This window comes from Parabacteroides sp. ZJ-118, from assembly GCF_011038785.1.
GTDB lineage: Bacteria > Bacteroidota > Bacteroidia > Bacteroidales > Tannerellaceae > Parabacteroides.
Genome location: NZ_JAAKDT010000032.1, coordinates 19404 through 40786 on the forward strand (window position 1 = coordinate 19404; position 21383 = coordinate 40786).

The window sequence follows — 21383 nt, forward strand, 5'->3', positions numbered from 1 at the left end:
TTGATATCAAAACTGAATTGTATGTTAACAACAGCGTTTGTATGAGAATAGTTCGTTGCTTAAAGATACATTAACAATTATTTTGATGTGAATATATGACGGCGTTTGTCCTTGTGATATAAGAACGCATCTTGTTTATTGCCGGAACTATTTTCTTCTCAATATTGTTCTCTTTAAAAACGGATCTTGTAAACAAATATCTTTGCGAACAATGAAATGGAAAGAGGCTTTGAAATATAAACTGGAGGATCCTGCCCAAGCGGATAATGAACGCCTTTACGGGATATGTAGGGAAGCTTATGAGGAGGGATGTATACACGAGAAATCGTTGGCAATGGAGGCATACAGGCTCAGATGCTGCCATTTGTTTGGAGATAAATGTATGATAGTATCGCATACAATTCCTCGTCATATTAAAACATGTGATGGCACCTGTGGCTATATGCGTGGATATGAATTTGAGCTGTATAAGCTGGAGGATTGTGTTGAGAAAATGCAACGTTGATATGGAGATAGTCGCGGTATGGTTCATCGGGTTGGTCCTGGCTTTGAAAGCTGCTCTTAAAATTTGGAACCTTCGTGCTCCAATGCGAAGAAGGCTTATTGCCGCTATTTTGGTAGTCATTACCAGTTGGATCGGATTACTCTTTTATGATTTCTATGGTAGAACCAGATTCCCGGTATGGTTGAATCAATAACCTCAAGTCCGCGACCCTTCAATCAGCTCTTTGTCGTGTTTGAATCCGGAATTTGACATTTTGACATTTTGTAAACGGAAGTCCCGGAGAATCGATTCTTCCGGGCCAAGGGATAAGGTCTCTTCAAATCTACGTTAAAATATATTTAATTAGTTCATATTTAGCCGTATACTGAAAAAACCTCTTTCGTTCTAGCGAAAATCATTCATCCCAATGCATATCCATTGACTTCTTGGGGCGATTTCATTGGGTTACGACTGGGTTCTAACGGAGTTACGATGCCTATTCACGGCTCCTTTTGGCTTCCCGTTTGGCCGATCTCAGGGACGTCGCTGTCACGATTTGCTTATAAAAAGAATCAGAAAGAAAGGAAGAGGGCGATTTGGATACCTTATCGATAATGCGGTTTATCGGTTGTAAGGACCGGGAAGAAAGAGGCTCCTTGGATGAAAGATTATTTATTCGATTCTGATTGGATAAATAAAATAAGATGTATATATTCGCTCCCTATAACTGAATAATGTGTTGTATGGTTAAGAAGTGGATACTCCCTTTATTGATTGGGGCTTGTTGGGTCAGTACGTCTATGGCGCAAGAGAATCCGATTTTATTATTTCCAAAAGGTGCGCCGGGAGAAACTATTAAATTAATAGAGAAAGCTGATACGGACGGTGGAAAAACGGGTGGCGAGAGTGTTTTGCGTATTACGAATGTAAGTGAGCCAACGATTACTATATATCATGCTCCGGATGAAGTGGCCTCAGGTGCCGCTATGGTTGTCTGTCCTGGTGGTGGTTACAATATCCTAGCGTATGATTTGGAAGGTGATGAAGTTTGCGAATGGCTTAATGATCTCGGAATAACAGCGGTCTTACTTAAATACCGGGTTCCAAGACGAGAAGGACTGGAAAAGCACGAGGCTCCCTTGCAAGATGTACAGCGTGCGCTTGGTTATGTTCGAGCGAACGCTGAGAGCCTGAATATAGATCCAAAGCGGATTGGTGTGATGGGATTCTCGGCCGGTGCTCATTTAGCCGCCATGGCTAGCAATAATTTTTTGAAACGTACTTATCCGGCTATCGATGCTACGGATAAAGCAAGTTGTCGTCCGGATTATTGTTTGTTGGTTTATCCTGCTTATTTGGATGGAGAGAACTTTCAATTGGCGCCGGAGTTAAAAGTTTCATCTGCCACACCTCCAACAATGTTGATTCAAGCGGAAGATGATAATTCGTATGTCAACAGTAGTATTTTCTATTATTATGCTTTAAAGGAAGCAGGTGTTCCGGCGTGGATGCATTTGTATAGCCAAGGTGGTCATGGATATGGGTTGCGAGATACGGGAGCGTCTGTAAATGAATGGCCGGATCGGGCTGAAGATTGGTTCCGCGAGATCGGTCTAATCGAATAGAGCCTCAGATATCTCTTTTCTGGGAATTTACGGAGTAGGTTCTTGATTTGTAATTAGAATCGGAGGGAATTGTTCAGGGGTATTTGCTAAATTCGAAATTACGCGTATCTTTGCCGGAAGAAATTACAAAATCATGGGGATGACCGGTTTTGACAGCGGGTAGAAGTGGTTTGTAAGCATGTAGTGCGTGGTTGGCTTGCACTTAAATCTCAGACAACGAACAATTAACTGGCGAAAACAATTACGCTCTCGCTGCTTAGTCGAAGTATAGTAGATGGAAGCTTAATCCCTGCAAAAGTTGCGGGGACGTGACATCACCCGGATGCTGTGGCTCCGAAGCGTTCCGATCAGGTGGTGCAGCAATATCGGAGATAGTTTGAGATAAGCCTCGGGTCTCAGGCGAAACTTTAGAGGATAAGGGATGAGTGGGTGGCTTCGGTCTTGCTCTTCCCCGACAATGAAGGCGAAGATAAACATGTAGAAAGCAAATTAGTTCCTCGTTTGGACGAGAGTTCGAATCTCTCCATCTCCACGGAATGAAAAAGGGTCTTGCGGATTGTCTGTAAGGCCTTTTCTCATTCATCGCGAACCCCTTTATAAGAAGGTGGTGGTACGTATGGGCCTGCCTTTTGATGGGGTAATAGATCGACCGATTTGACGATTACGTTATTCCCTTTCCGGATACAAACCAGGCATTTTGAGCGTAGTTTCCTGTTAGCCATGTTGAAGACGATATCCGGATTGAAATGAACGCCGTTTATACGAGTCTCAAAATGTAAATGCTCGGTAGTAGCCCTGCCGGTACGTCCGGTTAAGGCGATCGGTTGTCCGGCGAGAACATGGTCGCCGGGTTTAACCAGGTTCTTGGCATTATGGCTATAGATCGTTTCCAGTCCATTATAATGGCGGACAACGATAACGTTGCCATAGGCGGCGTATGGTCTCGCCATTCTGACGATGCCCTCGAAAGCAGACACGATCGTATCGTTGGCACAAGTCTTGATATCTACCCCGGAATGATGTCTTCTTTTTCCCCTGTAAGGCGAGATTACGTTTCCATTAGGAAGGGGAAATGCGTATTCCCCGGTAGAGATCAAGGATAGATCGATGATTTCCGTGTTATTCTCGTCGAATAGCTTGGGGTCTTTGATCGCTATCTGGCTTTTATCATGGGGCGTAAAGGCTTCCGTGATATCTTTTCTGGGAGAGTGACAAACCGCTGGCTCCGGAGCTTCCGGCAACATGAAATTGAAATCCATGACAGGAAGCGGAATACGCGCCGCGGGGAAATCTACAGTCTCGGGAGGAGCCGGACGCGGGGCAGGCCTTTGCGTATGGCAAGACACAAATACAATCAGCATAAGAATGAGTATCCCGTCGTGTGTTTTAGGTGCCATTGGAAATTGTTTTACCGCGAAAGTATAAAAAAGCCTCTTTCAATAGCCTATATTTCCGGTAGGTTTATGCTTCTTTGTGTTTTTCTGACCGTTGAATTCGCCTGCCATCGTAAAGGTAAAACGGAGAATCATAACATTTTCCTTCCGTGTGCGCGCACGATTCGATTATTTCCTCTATATTTGTCGATAAACAATGAATTGTTAACGTTTCTAATATGAAAGTTCTGAAGACCGCCCTGCTATTCCTGGTGTGTGTATCTTTCTCCTTCTCCTGTAAAGAGGGAGTGAAGGACGTAAGGGTGCTGAAGCTGGCGCACGGATTGCCCCCCAGCCATTCCGTCCATTTGGGATTGCTCTATATGAACGAGCGTCTGAGCGCGTTGTCCGGAGGAAAGATGAGTATGGACATTTATTCATCCGCTCAATTGGGATCCGAAAATCAATGTATAGAGTTGCTTCAAATCGGGAGTCTCGATATCACGAAAGTTTCCTCCGCCGCGTTGGAAGGATTTGCCGATCCGTTTAAGGTATTTGGCATACCGTACCTGTTCCGTTCCCGTAATCAGTTTTTTGAGGTGCTGGATGGCTCGGTGGGTCAACAGATCTTGGAGTCAACGGAACCTTATTGGTTTAGGGGACTCGCTTATTTTGACTCGGGGGCGCGTAGCTTTTATACGGTAAACAAGCCGATTCGTACTCCCGAGGATCTGAAAGGGCTGAAGATCCGTGTGCAAAAGAGCCCGATAGCCGTGGAGATGATGAAGACATTCGGGGGCTCGGCTACACCTGTGGATTGGGGTGAGTTGTATACGGCCTTGCAAAGTAATGTCGTGGATGGAGCCGAGAATAATACGCCTTCCGTGACAACCGCATTCCACCATGAGGTCGTAAAGTACTATTCGGTCAATGAGCATACGATGTGCCCGGACGTGATCATCGTCAGCTTGGCTACTTGGCGGAAGCTGACGGAGCAAGAGCGCAATTGGCTGCGGCAGGCCGCTGATGCCGCCGCTATTTATCAGCGGGAGCTTTGGACGGAGCAGGAGAAGCGATCGCTGGAGGAGATGGAAGCGCGTGGCGTGGAGATTATTTATCCGGACAAGCAGCCGTTTATGGATGCCGCCGCCCCGATGATCGAGCGGTTTCGGAAGGATCCGGTTTTTCAGGATTTGATAGATCAAATACAGAATACCCATGAGAAAGATAATTGATAAAGGATTGGAGCTGTCGTTGATGGGCTTGATGGCTTTCTTGGTTATGGATGTGTTGTGGCAGGTATTGAGCCGGTATATCCTGGTTTCCCCGAGCTCCGTGACGGATGAATTGGCCGGCTATTTATTGATCTGGCTGGGATTGCTGGGGGGCGCTTACGTATCCGGTAAAAAGGAGCATCTCGCGATTGATTTGTTGCTTCAACATATGTCTCCTTCCCGCGGGAGGCTCTTGCGGTTGTTCATCTCCTCGATCGTATTTTTATTCGCCGTATTTGTATGGATCGTAGGAGGGACTTGGCTGGTATACACGCGTTTTCATCTGGGAGTTACCTCGGCTTCCTTGGAGATTCATTTGGGATATGTGTATTTGGCATTGCCGCTAGGGGGGCTGCTTACCGCTTATTACGCGATAGATGACGCGATCGCTTTGTTTCGTTCCCCTGATTCTAATTCTTAAAAGACGGATGATATGGATATTACAGGTATACTCGTGTTGGTGACAAGTTTCTTCTTCCTGCTGGTGGTCGGGGTGCCGGTCGCATATAGCATTGGTGTTGCGGGGGTATTAACGATGCTCGTGAATATAGACTCGCTTCCCGCCTTTACGACTTACGCGATGCGTATGGCTTCGGGCCTGGACAGTTTCGCCCTGTTGGCGATCCCGTTTTTTATCTTGGCGGGGAATATCATGAATAGCGGAGGTATCGCCCTGCGCTTGATCGATTTTGCCAAGGTCCTGGTCGGACGGTTGCCCGGGGGGCTGGCGGTGGTCAATGTCGTGGCGAACATGTTATTCGGGGCGATCAGCGGCTCTGCCGCCGCCGCCGCTTCCGCTATTGGGAGCATCATGACACCGGAGATGAAAAAGGCCGGTTACGATCCGGATTTCAGCGCCGCCGTCAATATCTCTTCCGCCACTACCGGCATGACGATACCTCCGAGCAATGTCTTGATCGTCTACTCCCTGGCGAGCGGCGGAGTCTCTGTATCCGCCTTGTTCATGGCCGGCTATCTGCCGGGAATACTCACGGGAGTGGCGATCATGATCGTAGCCGCCGTGTTTGCCGCGCGAAAGGGGTATCCGGTTGGCGCGCGCGTCTCGTTCCCGGAGGCGACGAGGGTGTTTCTCAGGGCGGTCCCGAGCTTGATGCTATTGGTGATCGTGATCGGTGGAATCTTGGCGGGGCTGTTCACGGCTACCGAGGCTTCGGCGATCGCGGTGTTGTACGCATTGATCCTCTCTTTCATCTATAGGGAACTTACCTGGGCCAAATTGCCGCAAGTATTGTTGCGATCGGCCAAAACCACGGCCATCGTCCTTCTTTTGGTGGCGACCTGTACGGGCTTGTCCTGGATCATGAGCTATGAGAATATCCCTCAGACGGTAAGCGCCGCCTTGCTAGGGATAAGCGATCGTCCGGTGGTCATTTTGATACTGATCAACGTGATCCTGCTGGTCGTCGGGATCTTTATGGACATGACGCCCGCCGTCTTGATTTTCACCCCGATCTTCCTGCCGATAGCGACGGGGCAACTGGGGATGGACCCGGTGCATTTTGGGATCATGATGGTGTTGAACCTCTGCGTGGGATTGTGTACGCCACCGGTAGGCTCGGTATTGTTTATCGGATGTAGCGTGGCAGGGACTAGGATCGACCGGGTGATCCGCCCGTTGCTGCCGATGTTTGCGGCGATGGTGGTCGTCCTGTCCCTGGTGGCCTTCTTGCCGGACTTGAGCTTGTTGGTTCCCCGTCTGTTCGGGCTGTAGACTCTCCTCTTTTTTCTCACAGGGAGCGGGCGATGCCCATCTCCAATCCCCGCAGCTCGGCCAGGCCTCGTAAACGCCCGATGCAGGAGTAGCCCGGGTTGGTTTTCTTCCTCAGGTCGTCTATCATTTGATGCCCGTGATCCGGTCGCATGGCGATGGAGCATTGGCGGCGCTGTTGCAATTCCAGGAGGGCTTTCATGACGCCGTACATGTCCACGTCGCCCTCCAGGTGATTCGCCTCGAAGAAATTACCCTCCGCGTCTCGCCGCGTGCTGCGGAGATGGACGAAATGGATCCGATCTCCGTGACGTTCCATGATCCCGACCAAGTCATTATCGCTCCTGACGCCCAAAGAGCCCGTGCATAGGCAAAGCCCGTTGCTGGGATTCGGCACGGCCTCTGTCAGTTTCCGGAAATCCGCTTCCGTGCTCAGTACGCGGGGAAGCCCGAGGATGGGATAGGGGGGATCATCCGGATGGATAACGAGCTTGACACCGGCCTCGTCCGCCACGGGAGCGATTTCCCGTAAGAAATAGATCAGGTTCGAGCGAAGCCTCTCCGCGTCGATGCCTTTATAACGGCCCAACGCCTCCCTGAGCTGCTCGATCGTGAACGTCTCTTCCGAGCCGGGCAGCCCGGCGATCACATTGCGAACCAGCTGCTGCCGCTCTTCCTCGCTCATCGCGTCATAGCGTGCCTTGGCCCTCGCCTTGTCCGCCTCCGTATATTCGGCTTCCGCCTCCGGTCGTCTCAATAGGAATAAGTCGAACGCCATAAAAGCCGCGCGCTCAAAGCGCAGGGCCTTGGAGCCATCCGGCATTGCGTAAGCCAAATCGGTACGGGTCCAGTCCAATACCGGCATGAAGTTGTAGGTGACTATCCGGATGTCGCATGCGCCCAGGTTCCGGATGCTTTGTTTGTAGTTCTCGATATAGGTTTGAAAATTCCCGGTTCGTGTCTTGATATGCTCGTGCACGGGTACGCTCTCAACCACGCTCCACCGTAATCCGGCGGACTCGATCAAAGCCTTCCGCTTTTGAATCTCTTCCGTAGTCCAAACCTCCCCGTTCGGGATATGGTGCAACGCGTTTACGATACCGGTGGCACCCGCCTGGCGGATGTCCCAAAGGTTGACAGGATCATTCGGTCCATACCAACGCCAAGTTTGTTCACATAGATACATAATGAATACGATTTAAATGGATCCCTGTGCCAATACGCCCGTGCGGTCTGACGCGCGCGGCCGGTTGGCACGTGGGGTACATGGTACAAGGTTAGATGGAGAAGGCGTCGAAGCCTCCGTCTATGGGGATCACGGTGCCGGTCACGAATGCGGAGGCGTCGCTCGCCAGCCATTGCAAGGTCCCGAGCAACTCCTCCGGTTTCCCCAAGCGGCGGAATGGCGTGTGCGCGACGATCGTCGTGCGTCGCTCGCTGGGGGATCCATCCGGGTTGCTCATCAAGGCCCGGTTTTGCTCGGTAAGGAAGAATCCCGGTGCCATGGCGTTCACTCGCAGGCCCTCCCCGAACTTAATGGCCAACTCCCCGGCCATATATCGCGTGAAATTGTTGATAGCGGCTTTCGCGCATCCATAGCCAACCACGCGCGTCAACGGACGTAGGGAGGATTCGGACGAGAGGTTGATAATGCTTCCTTTCCCTTGCCTGGCCATGACCTCGGCGAAGGCCATCGTCGGTAGTACGGTCCCGAACAGGTTCAGGTCCACGACCGCCCGGAACGCGTCGATATCCAGATCAAAGATCGTCTTGTCGGGAGGAATCGTCGCCCCGGCTTGGTTGCCGCCCGCCAAATTGACTAACACATCAATCTTCCCGTATGCTTTCAAAATCGCTTGTTTGTTTCGCTCCAGCAAGGCTTTATCCAATACGTCCGAAACCAGGAATGAGGCCTTGCCCCCTTCCGCCTCGATCTCACCGGCCAAGGCAGATCCTTTCCGCTCGTTGCGTCCGAGGATTACGACATACGCGCCTTCTCTCGCCAAGTGCTTGGCCATGCAGGCTCCCAATATGCCATAGCCTCCGGTCAGTAAAATCACTTTCTCTTTTACGCTAAATAAGGAGTTCATCAGATATAATTATTATAGTATCGTATATTTTCCTTTACCAAGATATCGATCGGCATATAATTGGCAGGCTCCGGTTTTTCCTTAAGAATCAGATGTCTGAAGAGCGCCTTGATACAATGATATCCTTGTACTTCAGGCCGTTGGGCTATCAAATGCGTGATCAAGCCGTTTTCCAGATAACGGACGTTCGGTTCGATCACGTCGTAGCCAAGAAGCTTGAAAGGATAGTCCGGCCGTTCGCCGCTCAGATAATCTCCGATGAAATGGGCCCTCGAGTTAAAGATGATGCCGATCCCTACTTGAGGATATTTCTCGAAGAAAGCATTCAGTAGCCTCCTATTCTCTTCCCGGTCATCTGCGTGCACATGCTGCAAATGAATCTTCCCCTTGAACGGAGTATGGGCCAGGTAATCCCGGAATCCCTCCTCTCGCTTCTGCACTTGCGTAGAGCATGAGTCTCCCTTGCGGGTGAAGCGGAAAATCACCAAGTCGTCCTTCCGCCGGATTTGCCCGAACAAAAGGCGTCCCGCTATATACCCCGAATCATACGAATGCGTTCCGTAATAAGAGATGCAATTCGTGTGTTCGATAAACGAATCGATCAATACATAAGGGATCCCTTTCCGGTCCAGCCGTCGGGTCAGGGTCAAGACGCTTTGCTTGAATAATGTGGCGATGATAACCCCTTGGCAATCCGCGGTCTCCATCCTTGGGATTAGCTCGTCGAAACTGCCGCTGTCGTATTGGTCAAAATGGATTTGCTCGACATCGATGTTATAGCTGAATAATTCCCGTTCCGCTTTCTCGATTCCTTGGCTCAGTTTCGCCCAGTATTCCCCTTCGTGGAAAGAAGGGATCAAAGCGATGAGATGATAGTTTTTCTTCAACGCCAAAGAACGGGCTATCAGGTTGGGTTGATAGTCAATTTCCTTCAAGACGTTCTCCACCCTTTTCCGTGCCTCCTCCGATACCCTTCCCCGCTTATGTAAAACGCGGTCCACCGTACCGGTCGATACACCGGATAATTCGGCGATATCTTTTATCCTGTAATTTTTATTCATGGTATAGATAATTTCCGGAAAACGTAGCCATACATCATACAGACAAGGGGAGCGGCGACGAAAATTCCGATACCGAACAAGATGCATCCCAATATCAGGATCCCGATCATGACCAACGCCAGCATGAGCAGAGGCAATCCTTGTCCTTTCGTAATCTCCCAGCTCTTACGCAAAGATTCGATGATCCCGGCGTTTTCCTCGACAATAAAAGCTTGGAAGAACTGAAGGCGCAAAGCCAGATAAATACCGGGGATGATAAAAAAGAAGAACCCCGCCAATACGACAAATCCCGCGATAAGACTCGCGAGAAAGTAGGTGATGATATGCTTTGTCTGTTGTCCATACGCGGAAAATTGAGGCTCTTCCCCGTCCAGCGCTTGAAATATATTTTTCATGTATCCTAAGGAGAAAATAATGGAGAATGACACGCTGATCACGTTTACGATGATCTTTCCGATAACAGAACTTTGCGTGGGCATCGCGAATGCTTCCAGCGTGAAAAACAAAATACAATATCCGATTAATAATCCGGCTAATATCCATAGCTGCGACTTCGTTCCCCTCCATGCGGTACTGAATACGTCTGATAGCATAAATTTAGATTCCATAACATATAAGATTTGTTTATTGTGCGTGGAGACAAATGTAAAGTATATTGTTGAAAAAAACAATTTCATTTTCGTTTGAAACCAAAAGAGATGTATTTCAACAGGTGCTTCCTTCCAAGCGCTATTAATTTAGGTGAAAAAGATAAGTAGAAAACAGAAATCGTGTAAAAAGTTCCTACATTTGCGGGGCGAAACGGCGAGTAAAGACCCTGTTGTGTGAATATAGATGTAAACGATCTTCACCTGGGTTGGAAAGGGAAAGCAACTGGAAAACAGCCTTGATTATATAATTATATACAAAATATGGATAAACGAATGCTGAAAATTACGATTACTCAGTTAAGGCAGATCGCGTTGTTCGCGGTGGGTATGTCTTTATTAACTGCCTGTGGAAACAGTCAGGGTGGTACGAAATTAGGGGATGCTGAGTTCGCTGTTATGGCGGTCAATTCGACGACCAGCGACCAAACAACATCTTATCCGGCTACCATCAAAGGTACGCAGGATATTGAAGTTCGTCCTCAAGTTTCCGGATTTATCGTGAAATTATGTGTGGATGAGGGGGCTACGGTCCGTAAAGGACAAGCGTTGTTCCAAATTGATCCTACGCAGTACGCGGCCGCTGTAGGTCAGGCCAAGGCCGCGGTCGAGATGGCTAAGGCAAACGTAAGTACTTTAACATTGACCGAGAAGAACAAGAAAACTTTATTTGACCAAAAAATCATCAGTGATTTCGAGTATCAGACTGCCGTGAACCAGCTGATGTCGGCAAAAGCGAGTTTGGCGCAGGCGGAGGCCCAATGGGTTAGCGCTAACCAGAACCTGTCTTTCTGTACGGTTACAAGTCCCTCGAACGGCGTTGTCGGCACATTCCCGTATCGTGTAGGTAGCTTGGTAAGCGCTTCGATCGCTCAACCGTTGACTACTGTATCCGAAATCGGTGACATGTATGTGTATTTCTCGATGACGGAAAAAGAGCTATTGGCATTGACGAGAGCCAGTGGTACCTTGAAAGAGCAATTAGAGAAGATGCCGGCCGTGAGATTGCGATTGGCGGATGGTTCCACTTACCGGAATGAGGGTAAGATTGATGCGGTAAGTGGTGTTATCGATCAATCTACGGGTTCTGTAAGTATGCGTGCCATATTCTCTAACGCGGAAAATATCCTGCGAAGCGGTGGTACGGGCAATATCATCTTCCCGTATACGATGAATGATATCATTATGATCCCCCAATCGGCCACCGTGGAGATCCAAGATAAGAAATTCGTATTCGTATTGCAGCCTGATAATACCGTGAAGAACACCGAGATCAAGGTCTCTCATTTGAATGATGGCAAAAATTATCTGGTGACGGAAGGCTTGAAGTCCGGCGATAAGATCGTCGTGGAAGGCGTACAGCTTTTGAAAGACGGCCAGGAGATCCAGCCGATTACTCGTGAGCAGCAAAAGGCAAAATTTGAGCAGGCCTTGAAAGACCAGCATGACGGTAATTTGCAGACTGCTTTTAATTAAATAGGTATATAGAATAAGACAAATATTCGCTTTTGTCGAGTAAAAAAGAAAGATATGAAATTAGATAGATTTATAAACCGCCCGGTGCTCTCCACGGTGATTTCCATCTTGATTGTCATCTTGGGTTTTCTAGGCTTGATCTCCCTGCCGATCACCCAATATCCGGATATCGCCCCTCCAACCGTTTCGGTAAGGGCGACTTATACGGGTGCCAACGCGCAGACCGTATTGAATAGTGTGATCGCACCTTTGGAAGACCAGATCAATGGTGTCGAGAACATGATGTATATGAGTTCCAATGCCTCTAATAATGGTTCCGCGGATATCTCCATTTACTTTAAGCAAGGAACGGACCCGGACATGGCGGCTGTCAATGTGCAGAACCGTGTATCTATGGCACAAGGCTTGCTGCCTGCCGAGGTGACGCAGATTGGTGTGACGACCCAGAAACGTCAGAACTCGATGTTGTTGGTTTTCTCCGTATATGCGGAAGATGATCGTTATGACTCAGAGTTCCTTGAGAATTACGCGAAGATTAATTTGATCCCGGAAGTTCAGCGGGTGCCGGGTGTCGGTGATGCCAACGTGTTGGGTACGGACTACTCCATGCGCATCTGGTTGAAACCGAATGTGATGGCCCAATATAAATTAAGTCCGAGCGACGTAATCGTCGCCTTGTCTGAACAGAATGTTGAGGCCGCTCCGGGTTCGTTCGGCGAGCAAGGAAATCAGTCTTTCCAATATACGATCCGCTATAAAGGGCGTTTGCAAGAGACGAATGAGTTTGAGCAGATTGTTGTAAAGGCTTTGCCGGATGGAGAGGTCTTGCGCTTGAAAGATATCGCCGATATCGAGTTGGGGCGTTTGACCTACAGCTTTGTCAATCGTGTGAATGGTCATGACGCCGTTACTTGTATCGTTTACCAGATGCCGGGGACCAACGCTACGGAGACAATTAGTAACATTGAAACCTTGCTGGAGGAAACCCAGTTGACAATGCCCCCCGGAATGAAGGTGAATGTTTCCATGAATGCCAATGACTTCTTGTTCGCTTCCATCCATGAGGTAATCAAGACTTTGTTGGAGGCGTTCGTATTGGTGTTTATCGTGGTATATGTGTTCTTGCAGGATTTGCGTTCCACGTTGATTCCGGCTATCGCTATCCCGGTTGCCTTGATCGGAACTTTCTTTGTATTGTCCTTGATCGGATTCAGTATCAACTTGTTGACTCTTTGCGCTATGGTACTTGCCATCGCGATTGTGGTCGATGATGCGATCGTCGTCGTCGAGGGTGTCCATGCCAAGTTGGACCAGGGATACAAGTCGGCGAAACTCGCTTCTATCGATGCCATGAGTGAGTTGGGTGGCGCTATCATCTCCATTACGTTAGTCATGATGTCCGTGTTTATCCCCGTAAGTTTCATGGGAGGTACGGCCGGAACATTCTATCGCCAGTTCGGTCTGACGATGGCGATCGCTATCGGTTTGTCCGCGTTGAATGCCTTGACATTGAGTCCCGCTTTGTGCGCGATCTTCCTGAAGCCGCATGATGAGGGACATGGCGAGAAGAAATCCACATTCGTCTCCCGTTTTCATACCTCATTCAACGCGGCATACGACTCCTTGCTGAATAAGTATAAGAAACAGGTCGTATTCTTTATCCAGAGGAAATGGCTTTCATTCGGTATTGTCGCCGGTTGTATCGCCGTATTGGTATTCTTGATGCAGGTTACGCCTACCGGAATGGTGCCGAACGAGGATACGGGTACGATCATGGGTGCCGTTACATTGCCGCCGGGAACTTCTCAGGAACGCACCTATGAGGTAGTGAATAAGGTTGATAGTTTGATCGCGGCGGATCCGGCGGTAGAGTCGCGTACGGCGGTTGTCGGTTTCAGCTTTATCGGTGGTCAGGGACCTTCTTACGGTTCATTCATCATCAAGCTGAAAGATTGGGAGGAACGTTCCATGATGCAAAACTCCGATATTGTATATGGCAGTTTGTTCATGCGTGCCCAAAAGGTCGTGAAAGACGCTCAGGTATTGTTCTTTACGCCGCCTATGATCCCGGGTTACTCCGCGTCCAGTGATATTGAGTTGAATATGCAGGATAAGACCGGTGGCAACTTGGATCGTTTCTTTGACATCTCCAAGGAATATATGGCCGCGTTGACGGAACGTCCGGAGATCAAGTCCGCTCAATCTACGTTTAACCCGAACTTCCCGCAATATGAGATCGATATTGACGCTGCCGCTTGTAAGAAAGCCGGTATCAGTCCAAAGGATATCTTGTCTACCTTGCAGGGATATTATGGCGGTTTGTATGCCTCTAACTTCAACCGTTTCGGTAAGATGTACCGTGTAATGGTGCAAGCGGATCCTGATTTGCGTAAGAATATGGAGTCCATGAAGAACATCAAGGTAAAGAGCGGTAACGATATGGCTCCGATCTCCCAATTCATTACGATGAAGAAGGTATACGGTCCGGATATTATCAGCCGTTTTAACATGTATACCGCTATCAAGGTCATGGTCGCTCCGGCAGATGGTTATACCAGTGGGCAGGCGTTGAAGGCGATCGATGAGGTGGCAAAGACAACACTTCCGGCAGGTTTCGACTATGAGTTAGGAGGTATGGCACGCGAGGAGGCAAGTACGAGTGGCAGTACGACGGCCTTGATCTTCTTGTTGTGTTTCCTATTCGTTTACCTATTGCTGAGTGCCCAGTATGAAAGTTATATCCTTCCTTTGTCCGTATTGCTCTCCGTGCCGTTCGGTTTGATGGGTAGTTTCTTGTTCGTCCAGGGCTGGGCCGCGTTAGGAAATATCCCGGCGTTGCAGATGATCGTGGGAACCATGTCTAACAATATCTATATGCAGATCGCCTTGATCATGTTGGTCGGTTTGTTGGCGAAGAATGCCATCTTGATCGTAGAGTTCGCCTTGGAACGCCGTCGTATGGGCATGAGCATCACATGGGCCGCCGTATTAGGCGCCGCCGCCCGTTTGCGCCCGATATTGATGACCTCATTGGCGATGGTTGTCGGATTGTTACCTATGATGTTCGCGTTCGGAGTAGGAGCACACGGTAACCGTACATTGGGTACAGCGGCTATCGGTGGTATGTTCATCGGTATGATCTTCCAGATTTTTATCGTTCCGGTTTTGTTTGTGGTATTCCAGTACTTGCAGGAGAAATTCAAGCCGATCGAATGGGAAGATTTGGATAACAGCGATATGAGTACGGAAATAGAACAGTACGCTAAAATAAAATAAGAGATGACAATGAAGAAACAAATTATATATATGGTATGTGCGACTGCTTTGTTAAGCAGTTGCCATATCTATAAGGCATACGAGCGTCCGGATTCCATTGATGCGACGGGAATTTATCGTGATCCGGTTTCCGAGACAGATACATTAGCCTCCGCGGATACGACCAATATGGGGAACCTGCCTTGGAAGGAAGTTTTTCGTGATCCGAAGTTACAGGTGTTAATCGAGGAGGGATTGGCCAACAATGTAGATATGCAGGCAGCCGTTCTTCGGGTGGAAGAGGCGAAGGTATTGTTGACTTCCGCCCGTCTGTCTTTTTTGCCTTCTATTAATTTCGCTCCCCAAGGAACGATTACATCGATAGGAAATAGCGAATACGTAAAAGCTTACTCAACACCTTTGGTCGCCAGTTGGGAGGTTGACCTATTCGGAAAACTCTTGAATGCGAGCCGCGGCCAAAAAGCCAACTATCTACAGAGCCAGTATTCCAGGCAGGCCGTTCGCTCTCAATTGATCGGTGGTATAGCGAATACTTATTATACCTTGTTGATGCTTGACCGGCAGGTGGAAATTACCGCTAAGACGGTTGATATCTATAAAGAGAATGTTCGTGTCATGGAGGCTATGAAGACAGTGGGTATGGCTACCGAGGCTGCCGTGACGCAAATGCGTGCCGCTTACCACCAGGTTTCCGCCTCGTTGATCGAGCTGGAGAGTCAGGTGCGTAGCGTGGAAAACTCATTGTCCGTGTTATTGGCCAAGGCACCTCAACAGATTGATCGGGGTACTTTGGAGGAACAGGTAATGCCGGAGGACATCATGGTGGGTGTGCCTTTGCAATTGTTGGAGAATCGTCCGGACGTAAAGATCGCGGAGATGACACTTGCCGGCGCCTATTATACGACGAACAAAGCCCGTGCCGCTTTTTATCCGGGATTGAATATCACGGCGACAGCCGGTTGGACGAATGGTTCAGGCATCTCTGTCGCCAATCCGGGTCAATTTATGTTTCAAGCTTTGGCTTCGTTGGCTCAGCCGATTTTCAACAATGGCAAGTTGGTCGCTAATTTGAAGGTATCGAAGGCTGAAGAGAAGATCGCTCAAATGCATTATCAGCAGACAATTCTGGAAGCTGGTAAGGAGGTGAGTGATGCTTTACGTCAGTATGATGCCACGAGCAAGAAACTTGTTCAAGATAGAGCGCAGATCGAGCAGCTAGAGAAAGCGGTGGCTTACACCAGTGCCTTGTTCCAATCAGCTCAATCTACTTATTTGGAAATTCTTTCCGCCCAGCAGAGCCTTTTGAGCGCTCAGTTGACGGAAGTGGCCGACAATGTGCAACGTATGCAAGCGGTTGTCAGTTTATACAGTGCCATCGGTGGTGGTAGAGAATAATAACCTTTAAATGTAGTAAAGTTATGATTAGTCCATTAGCCTATGTAGATTCAAGCGCGAGGATCGGGAAGAACGTTATGATTCACCCTTTCGCGTACATTGATAAGAACGTGGAGATCGGGGATGATTGCGAGATCATGCCTCATGCCAGCTTAATGAGCGGTACACGCATGGGAAATCGCAACCGTGTATTTAACGGGGCTGTTATCGCCGCTGAGCCTCAGGACTTCTTTTATAAGGGAGGTGATACGATCACCGTAGTCGGGGATGACAACGTGATCCGTGAGAATGTGGTGATTAACCGTTCCACGACAGCGGAAGGACGTACTTGTATCGGAAATGGTAATTTCTTGCATGAGGGGGTACATGTCTCTCATGATACGCGGATAGGAAGCCATAGTGTATTTGGCTATGGTAGTAAGATTTCCGGAAATTGTATCTTGGAAGATTACGTGATCTTCGGGGGGAATGTATTGATGAGCCAAGGATCCCGGGTGGGATCTTGGGCAATGATTCAAACCGGCTGTCGTTTCCGTAAGGATATACCTCCTTTTATCGTAGCGGCTCAAGAGCCTACCACGTACTATGGAGTGAATTCTTTCATCATGTCTCATGAAGGATTCAATGAGAAGGTTATCAAGCATATCAGTCATGCGTACCGGATCATTTTCCAAGGAAACAGCAGCCTTACAGATGCCTTGTTGATGATCAAGGATCAGGTTCCGATGAGTGAGGAGATCCAGCATATTATCGATTTCGTTGGTGAGTCTAAATTAGGTATTATCAAATAAATACCCATAACAAACGATAGCTAAAAGCCGAAGGGAACCATTTCCTCCGGCTTTTTTTAGGTTCGTCCGGCAGGGGTATAACCTGTACCCAATTGTTTATCAAAAAACCATATAACAGGGTGGGAAGTTGTGAAAAGCCAAAGATAGTGCTTTTTTTGATGTACTTACGACAAAAGATTATGAATAAGAAAAGTTTTATGGAAGGCATGTTGGCGTATATATCTAAGCTACGTGCGGGTGGTTATTATTCCACGGCGAAGAGTTATCAAGATGCGTTGAACTCGTTCCGGAGGTTTTGCGGCAAGGAGAGGATACCTTACTCTCATATTAACAGGGACACGCTCTCGCGTTACCAGTCCTGGTTGTTGGACAGGGGATGTTCCATGAATACGGTGTCCACCTATATGCGCCGGATCCGTCACATCTACAACTTGGCGGTGGAGGCGGGCGAGGCTCCCTATATCCCTCTTTTGTTCAAGGGGATATTCACGGGCGTGGAGAGCAAGCGTAAGAGGGCGTTGCCCTCGGGAAGTTTGCGCTCGTTGATGGGGACCGCGGAAGTCGAGCCGGAGATGCGGAGAACCCGGCTGGCCTTTAGCCTGATGTTCGCGTTCAGCGGTATGGCGTTCGTGGATTTCGCTCATTTGAGGAAAGAGAACATCAAGGGCGGGGTCTTGTCGTACCACCGACAGAAGAGCGGGTCCCTCATCCGGGTGGAGATCCCCGCCGAGGTACGTCACTTGTTGGACGAGCTGGCGGCTTGCACGGACAAGGGGTCACCTTACCTGTTCCCATTCCTGAGCGGGAAGAAAACGGGCGAGGAGGCCTACGTGGAATACAACAAGGCCCTGTACCGTTTCAACCGCGACTTGAGGTTGTTGGCGGAGACTTGCGGCGTGGACGAGCCGGTCACCTCTTACACGATCCGCCACTCGTTCGCCACGACCTTGCGGGAACAGGAGGTGCCGATCGACGTGATCAGCGAGTTGCTGGGGCATACGTCCATCAAGACCACCCAGATCTATTTGAAGAGCTTTTCCTTGGAGCGTCTGTCGGCGGTGAACCGGGCCTGTTTCGGGAGCGTGTACAAGCCGGTATCCGGGGCTGGGTAAGCGCTTGGCTACTTGGGAAGTAGCGTAAAGATAGGGAATTTAAATACCCATTTGAGGGGATGAGACGGGGCGTGTTCTGTTTCTACACGATGTTCGTGCGATTTTCATGGGGTGACGTGACGATGCAGGAAATAGGAGGTCGTTTCGTCTCTGTTGTCGTGTCCATACACCACGAATAGAAACGAAAAATCGGGGAAAAATAAATTCAGAAAACAGACAAAGCCTACACAAGCTTACACAAAGCTTGAAAAATGTTTGTTGTTCCGGTGCTTTTTACTAAATTTGCGGCGTGAAAGAACAAGCTACTTCCCAAGTAGCCTGCTTTCTTATCTTGAAAAGGAGCATGGATTCAAGTATTGGACCTTCCTTTTGACAATAGTCAACAAGTGTGTACGAATGTCTCAAAACCGGTCTTGGATTCGGTACCTCCAGAGGGTATCGACGCCGTAGGCGTTGAGAAAATGGTTCCGACAATACCTTTCCAAGACAGTAAACCGATGCGTAAGCGTTGGTATATCGCCATCGTCAACAATAAGTCGGAGAAACTTTGCGCCGACAAATTAGAGAAACGTGTGGCGAGCCAGCCGGAAGGGGAGAAGGATTATGAGGTCTATGTCGCTTCCCAAAAGGAGATGACCCTCACGGCGGCAGGCAAGCGGAAGTGGGTGGAACGAATCTTGTTCCGCTCCATAGTCTTCATCCGCTGTACCGATACCTTACGTAAAAAGGAGATCGTACGTCTTCCATACATCAAACGTTTCATGGTGAACATCGCCGGAGAGAGGCAAGGCGGCATACGTCCCGTGGCTTTCATCCCGGACGATCAGATGGCCAAGCTTCGCCGGATGGTGAACGATTCGGACGAGCCTGTCACGATCGATCCCAGTCCTGTGCCGCTTGGCTCTAAGGTGCGGATCAATGGTGGAACCCTGCGTGGTTTGGAGGGGAACGTGTTGGAATCGCCGGATGGTGGAACCTGTTTCGTGATTCGCATAGACTTGCTCGGCTGTGCCAAGGTCAGTATTTCCCGGGATTTGCTGGACGTACTACCCTAAATAGGTATGAGAACATCTTATAAGAAAGAGGAGGAGCGATCCGGTGTACGCCTGATCGCCCTGCTGGAAAATCATCTACAAGATATTTTGAGTCGTGAGGCGGACAACCACACGTTCATCTATCTTTATCGCACGGGTCCGTATTGGGTGGCGTTTGAGAAATCCGCTTACTTTTTACATCGCATATCTTCCCGTGCGCAAGTAATCCCGATGCGTCCCACCACCTATCCGTTCCCTATCGTGATGGTCGCGTGGGCCGACAAGGAATTGTGGGCTTACAGCCGGACACATCTTTTCCTTCGTGAAGGTGATGATTATGGCCGACTGTCCGCCCCGTCCCATTCGCTTGAGGGTTATCGGGAATGGCATACGGAAGAAGTGGGAGATTTTTCCGTGCCACAAACACGTTTTCTGTTGGAGAATTAAGAAAATGCGAATAATATTGCTTTTATCGTTCAGCTTCTTTCTGTCCATACTGTTCGGTATGGTGATCATCCCGAGGATCCTGGTGATCTCGCATAAGAAACGCCTGTATGACATCCCGGATTCCCGGAAGGTACATACGACCCCTGTTCCCCGTCTGGGCGGGCTGTCCTTTTTCCCGGTGATCCTGATGTCGATGTTCCTGATGGTCGGTTTTCGCCTGTACTTTTGGGATATGGGGTCGTCGAGCCTGTCCTTCCACATGCTTTATGAGTACCTGTTCCTGTTCGTGGGCATGACGCTGCTTTATCTGGTGGGCGTTTGCGACGACCTGGTGGGTGTGGGCTATCGCCATAAGTTCGTCGTTCAGGTTATTGCGGCGCTGCTATTGATATTGTCCGGCAATTGGTTCGACTCGTTGGGAGGCTTGTTCGGCGTCTACTCGGTGCCGGCATGGATCGGGATGCCGCTCACGGTGTTTGCCGTGGTGTATATCACCAACGCCATCAACCTGATCGATGGCATCGACGGGCTGGCCTCGGGGCTTTGTTGCATCGCCTTGTCGGTCTTGAGCGTGATATTCTATCTTTGCGGGCAGTATGTCTACGCGTTGCTGGCGATCTGCACGCTGGGTGTCTTGATGCCATTCTGGTGTTACAACGTATTCGGCAACGCCAACCGGGGCCATAAGCTATTCATGGGAGACGCCGGCAGCCTCACGCTGGGCTACGTGATCAGTTTCCTGATCATCCACCTGAGCGTGACGAACCAAGTCTCGCCGGAGCTGCCCAATCCCTATATGGTGATCGCTTTCTCCACGGTGTTGGTACCGTTGCTGGACGTGATCCGGGTGGTCTTGCACCGCCTGCGCGAGCACAAGAACCCTTTTTTACCGGATAAGAATCATTTCCATCATAAGTTGTTACGCACGGGTATGCGAGTGCGGATGGTGATGGTGACGATCCTGAGCGTATCGGTCTTCTTTATAACGTTGAACCTGCTGCTAACCAAGCGTATAAATATCACCTACCTCTTGTTCCTCAACCTCTTCCTGTGGTCTCTACTCCATCTGTCGATCAACAGGCTTATCACCCGGAACCGTGAGCGGAGGGAGAGGGAGGAAGCGAAGTAACATTAACATGAGACACGCTGATAACCCGCGTTTTCTTACGCTGCCCATCGTAAGCTCCCTTGAATAGGCATTGTAAGAGGCTTACGATAGGCATTCAAAGAAGCTTAGAATAGGCATTCAAAGGAATGCCGGAATAGGGTGCGGTTTAATTTGACCATTCCTTTGTTTTTATGGATAGAAACCAGTATCTTTATCCGGCAAAATAAAAGATCTTATGGAACATTACATACGTTTTGACTGGGCGATGAAGCGCCTTCTCCGGAATAAGGCGAACCACGCCATACTGGAGGGTTTGATGACCTCTTTGCTGGGAACTCGTTTCAAGATCGTTCGATTCTTGGAGAGCGAGTCGAACCAGGAGAGCCCTGAGGATAAGTTCAACCGAGTGGACATCTTGGCCGAGAGCGAGAAGGGAGAGTTGGTCATCTTCGAGATCCAGA

Annotated in this window: 20 protein-coding genes and 1 other RNA gene; 16 read left to right on the top strand and 5 right to left on the bottom strand. The window is 49.1% G+C overall.

Going from position 1 to position 21383, the window contains the following annotated elements:
• The first annotated feature begins 211 nt into the window (after nt 1-211).
• From G7Y39_RS09630 to ssrA, 4 genes are all read left to right on the top strand, one after another.
• Complete coding sequence (locus G7Y39_RS09630; RefSeq protein ID WP_165157271.1) at nt 212-505, top strand: hypothetical protein; 294 nt, start codon at nt 212-214, stop codon at nt 503-505.
• A gap of 1 nt (nt 506) precedes the next feature.
• On the top strand, nt 507-698 hold the full coding sequence (locus G7Y39_RS13695; RefSeq protein ID WP_165157272.1) for a hypothetical protein: 192 nt from the start codon (nt 507-509) through the stop codon (nt 696-698).
• A gap of 529 nt (nt 699-1227) precedes the next feature.
• Entirely contained in the window at nt 1228-2109 is an 882-nt protein-coding gene (locus G7Y39_RS09640) for an alpha/beta hydrolase (RefSeq protein ID WP_165157273.1), read from the top strand.
• A 135-nt stretch (nt 2110-2244) separates the two neighbouring features.
• Nucleotides 2245-2644: a transfer-messenger RNA gene (ssrA, locus tag G7Y39_RS09645) on the top strand.
• A gap of 40 nt (nt 2645-2684) precedes the next feature.
• Here the strand turns inward: ssrA and G7Y39_RS09650 are convergent.
• Entirely contained in the window at nt 2685-3506 is an 822-nt protein-coding gene (locus G7Y39_RS09650) for a M23 family metallopeptidase (RefSeq protein WP_165157274.1), read from the bottom strand.
• A gap of 215 nt (nt 3507-3721) precedes the next feature.
• Between G7Y39_RS09650 and G7Y39_RS09655 the strand changes: the two genes are divergently transcribed.
• The 3 genes from G7Y39_RS09655 to G7Y39_RS09665 are packed head-to-tail and all read left to right on the top strand — an operon-like array spanning nt 3722 to nt 6488.
• The gene (locus G7Y39_RS09655; protein ID WP_165157275.1) at nt 3722-4717 is read left to right on the top strand and encodes a TRAP transporter substrate-binding protein; all 996 of its coding nucleotides are present in this window, start codon (nt 3722-3724) and stop codon (nt 4715-4717) included.
• Nucleotides 4701-5177: a TRAP transporter small permease gene (locus G7Y39_RS09660; RefSeq protein ID WP_165157276.1), complete on the top strand. Its 477-nt coding sequence runs from the start codon at nt 4701-4703 to the stop codon at nt 5175-5177. The genes G7Y39_RS09655 and G7Y39_RS09660 overlap by 17 nt, the downstream gene beginning before the upstream one ends.
• A gap of 12 nt (nt 5178-5189) precedes the next feature.
• Nucleotides 5190-6488: a TRAP transporter large permease gene (locus tag G7Y39_RS09665; protein WP_165157277.1), complete on the top strand. Its 1299-nt coding sequence runs from the start codon at nt 5190-5192 to the stop codon at nt 6486-6488.
• Between the two features lie 16 nt (nt 6489-6504).
• Here the strand turns inward: G7Y39_RS09665 and uxuA are convergent, their stop codons facing one another.
• From uxuA to G7Y39_RS09685, 4 genes are all read right to left on the bottom strand, one after another.
• On the bottom strand, nt 6505-7671 hold the full coding sequence (gene uxuA, locus G7Y39_RS09670) for a mannonate dehydratase (protein WP_165157278.1): 1167 nt from the start codon (nt 7669-7671) through the stop codon (nt 6505-6507).
• A gap of 91 nt (nt 7672-7762) precedes the next feature.
• Nucleotides 7763-8575 carry an SDR family oxidoreductase gene (locus tag G7Y39_RS09675; protein ID WP_165157279.1) on the bottom strand — a complete coding sequence of 271 codons (813 nt, stop codon included), beginning with the start codon at nt 8573-8575 and terminating at the stop codon, nt 7763-7765.
• The gene (locus tag G7Y39_RS09680) at nt 8575-9636 is read right to left on the bottom strand and encodes a substrate-binding domain-containing protein (RefSeq protein ID WP_165157280.1); all 1062 of its coding nucleotides are present in this window, start codon (nt 9634-9636) and stop codon (nt 8575-8577) included. The genes G7Y39_RS09675 and G7Y39_RS09680 overlap by 1 nt, the downstream gene beginning before the upstream one ends.
• Nucleotides 9633-10244, bottom strand: coding sequence for a hypothetical protein (locus G7Y39_RS09685; RefSeq protein WP_165157281.1), 612 nt, complete (start codon nt 10242-10244; stop codon nt 9633-9635). Before G7Y39_RS09685 ends, G7Y39_RS09680 begins: the two co-directional genes overlap by 4 nt.
• Before the next feature lie 303 nt (nt 10245-10547).
• Here G7Y39_RS09685 and G7Y39_RS09690 point away from each other — a divergent pair, with 303 nt between their 5' ends.
• The 9 genes from G7Y39_RS09690 to G7Y39_RS09730 all read left to right on the top strand — a co-directional run.
• On the top strand, nt 10548-11759 hold the full coding sequence (locus G7Y39_RS09690) for an efflux RND transporter periplasmic adaptor subunit (RefSeq protein WP_165157282.1): 1212 nt from the start codon (nt 10548-10550) through the stop codon (nt 11757-11759).
• Between the two features lie 54 nt (nt 11760-11813).
• Nucleotides 11814-15035 (top strand): efflux RND transporter permease subunit, encoded by a 3222-nt coding sequence (locus tag G7Y39_RS09695; RefSeq protein WP_165157283.1) that lies wholly within the window; start codon nt 11814-11816, stop codon nt 15033-15035.
• A 3-nt stretch (nt 15036-15038) separates the two neighbouring features.
• Entirely contained in the window at nt 15039-16430 is a 1392-nt protein-coding gene (locus G7Y39_RS09700; RefSeq protein ID WP_206225157.1) for a TolC family protein, read from the top strand.
• A 23-nt stretch (nt 16431-16453) separates the two neighbouring features.
• Nucleotides 16454-17221, top strand: a complete 768-nt coding sequence (gene lpxA, locus G7Y39_RS09705; RefSeq protein WP_165157285.1) for an acyl-ACP--UDP-N-acetylglucosamine O-acyltransferase — start codon at nt 16454-16456, stop codon at nt 17219-17221.
• A gap of 179 nt (nt 17222-17400) precedes the next feature.
• Nucleotides 17401-18333 carry a site-specific integrase gene (locus G7Y39_RS09710; RefSeq protein ID WP_165157286.1) on the top strand — a complete coding sequence of 311 codons (933 nt, stop codon included), beginning with the start codon at nt 17401-17403 and terminating at the stop codon, nt 18331-18333.
• Nucleotides 18334-18719: 386 nt separating this feature from the next.
• On the top strand, nt 18720-19388 hold the full coding sequence (locus G7Y39_RS09715) for a transcription termination/antitermination NusG family protein (protein WP_165157287.1): 669 nt from the start codon (nt 18720-18722) through the stop codon (nt 19386-19388).
• Nucleotides 19389-19394: 6 nt separating this feature from the next.
• Nucleotides 19395-19814, top strand: a complete 420-nt coding sequence (locus G7Y39_RS09720) for a hypothetical protein (RefSeq protein ID WP_165157288.1) — start codon at nt 19395-19397, stop codon at nt 19812-19814.
• Between the two features lie 4 nt (nt 19815-19818).
• Nucleotides 19819-20943, top strand: a complete 1125-nt coding sequence (locus tag G7Y39_RS09725) for an MraY family glycosyltransferase (protein ID WP_165157289.1) — start codon at nt 19819-19821, stop codon at nt 20941-20943.
• 214 nt (nt 20944-21157) lie between these two features.
• A partial coding sequence (locus G7Y39_RS09730) for a PD-(D/E)XK nuclease family transposase (RefSeq protein ID WP_206225158.1) occupies nt 21158-21383 on the top strand: 226 nt, incomplete at its 3' end.

Coding starts and splice junctions, on each gene's coding strand:
- G7Y39_RS09630 (WP_165157271.1), top strand. CDS start 212: ATGAAATGGAAAGAGGCTTTGAAATATAAACTGGAGGATCCTGCCCAA.
- G7Y39_RS13695 (WP_165157272.1), top strand. CDS start 507: ATGGAGATAGTCGCGGTATGGTTCATCGGGTTGGTCCTGGCTTTGAAA.
- G7Y39_RS09640 (WP_165157273.1), top strand. CDS start 1,228: ATGGTTAAGAAGTGGATACTCCCTTTATTGATTGGGGCTTGTTGGGTC.
- G7Y39_RS09650 (WP_165157274.1), bottom strand. CDS start 3,506: ATGGCACCTAAAACACACGACGGGATACTCATTCTTATGCTGATTGTA.
- G7Y39_RS09655 (WP_165157275.1), top strand. CDS start 3,722: ATGAAAGTTCTGAAGACCGCCCTGCTATTCCTGGTGTGTGTATCTTTC.
- G7Y39_RS09660 (WP_165157276.1), top strand. CDS start 4,701: ATGAGAAAGATAATTGATAAAGGATTGGAGCTGTCGTTGATGGGCTTG.
- G7Y39_RS09665 (WP_165157277.1), top strand. CDS start 5,190: ATGGATATTACAGGTATACTCGTGTTGGTGACAAGTTTCTTCTTCCTG.
- uxuA (WP_165157278.1), bottom strand. CDS start 7,671: ATGTATCTATGTGAACAAACTTGGCGTTGGTATGGACCGAATGATCCT.
- G7Y39_RS09675 (WP_165157279.1), bottom strand. CDS start 8,575: ATGAACTCCTTATTTAGCGTAAAAGAGAAAGTGATTTTACTGACCGGA.
- G7Y39_RS09680 (WP_165157280.1), bottom strand. CDS start 9,636: ATGAATAAAAATTACAGGATAAAAGATATCGCCGAATTATCCGGTGTA.
- G7Y39_RS09685 (WP_165157281.1), bottom strand. CDS start 10,244: ATGGAATCTAAATTTATGCTATCAGACGTATTCAGTACCGCATGGAGG.
- G7Y39_RS09690 (WP_165157282.1), top strand. CDS start 10,548: ATGGATAAACGAATGCTGAAAATTACGATTACTCAGTTAAGGCAGATC.
- G7Y39_RS09695 (WP_165157283.1), top strand. CDS start 11,814: ATGAAATTAGATAGATTTATAAACCGCCCGGTGCTCTCCACGGTGATT.
- G7Y39_RS09700 (WP_206225157.1), top strand. CDS start 15,039: ATGACAATGAAGAAACAAATTATATATATGGTATGTGCGACTGCTTTG.
- lpxA (WP_165157285.1), top strand. CDS start 16,454: ATGATTAGTCCATTAGCCTATGTAGATTCAAGCGCGAGGATCGGGAAG.
- G7Y39_RS09710 (WP_165157286.1), top strand. CDS start 17,401: ATGAATAAGAAAAGTTTTATGGAAGGCATGTTGGCGTATATATCTAAG.
- G7Y39_RS09720 (WP_165157288.1), top strand. CDS start 19,395: ATGAGAACATCTTATAAGAAAGAGGAGGAGCGATCCGGTGTACGCCTG.
- G7Y39_RS09725 (WP_165157289.1), top strand. CDS start 19,819: ATGCGAATAATATTGCTTTTATCGTTCAGCTTCTTTCTGTCCATACTG.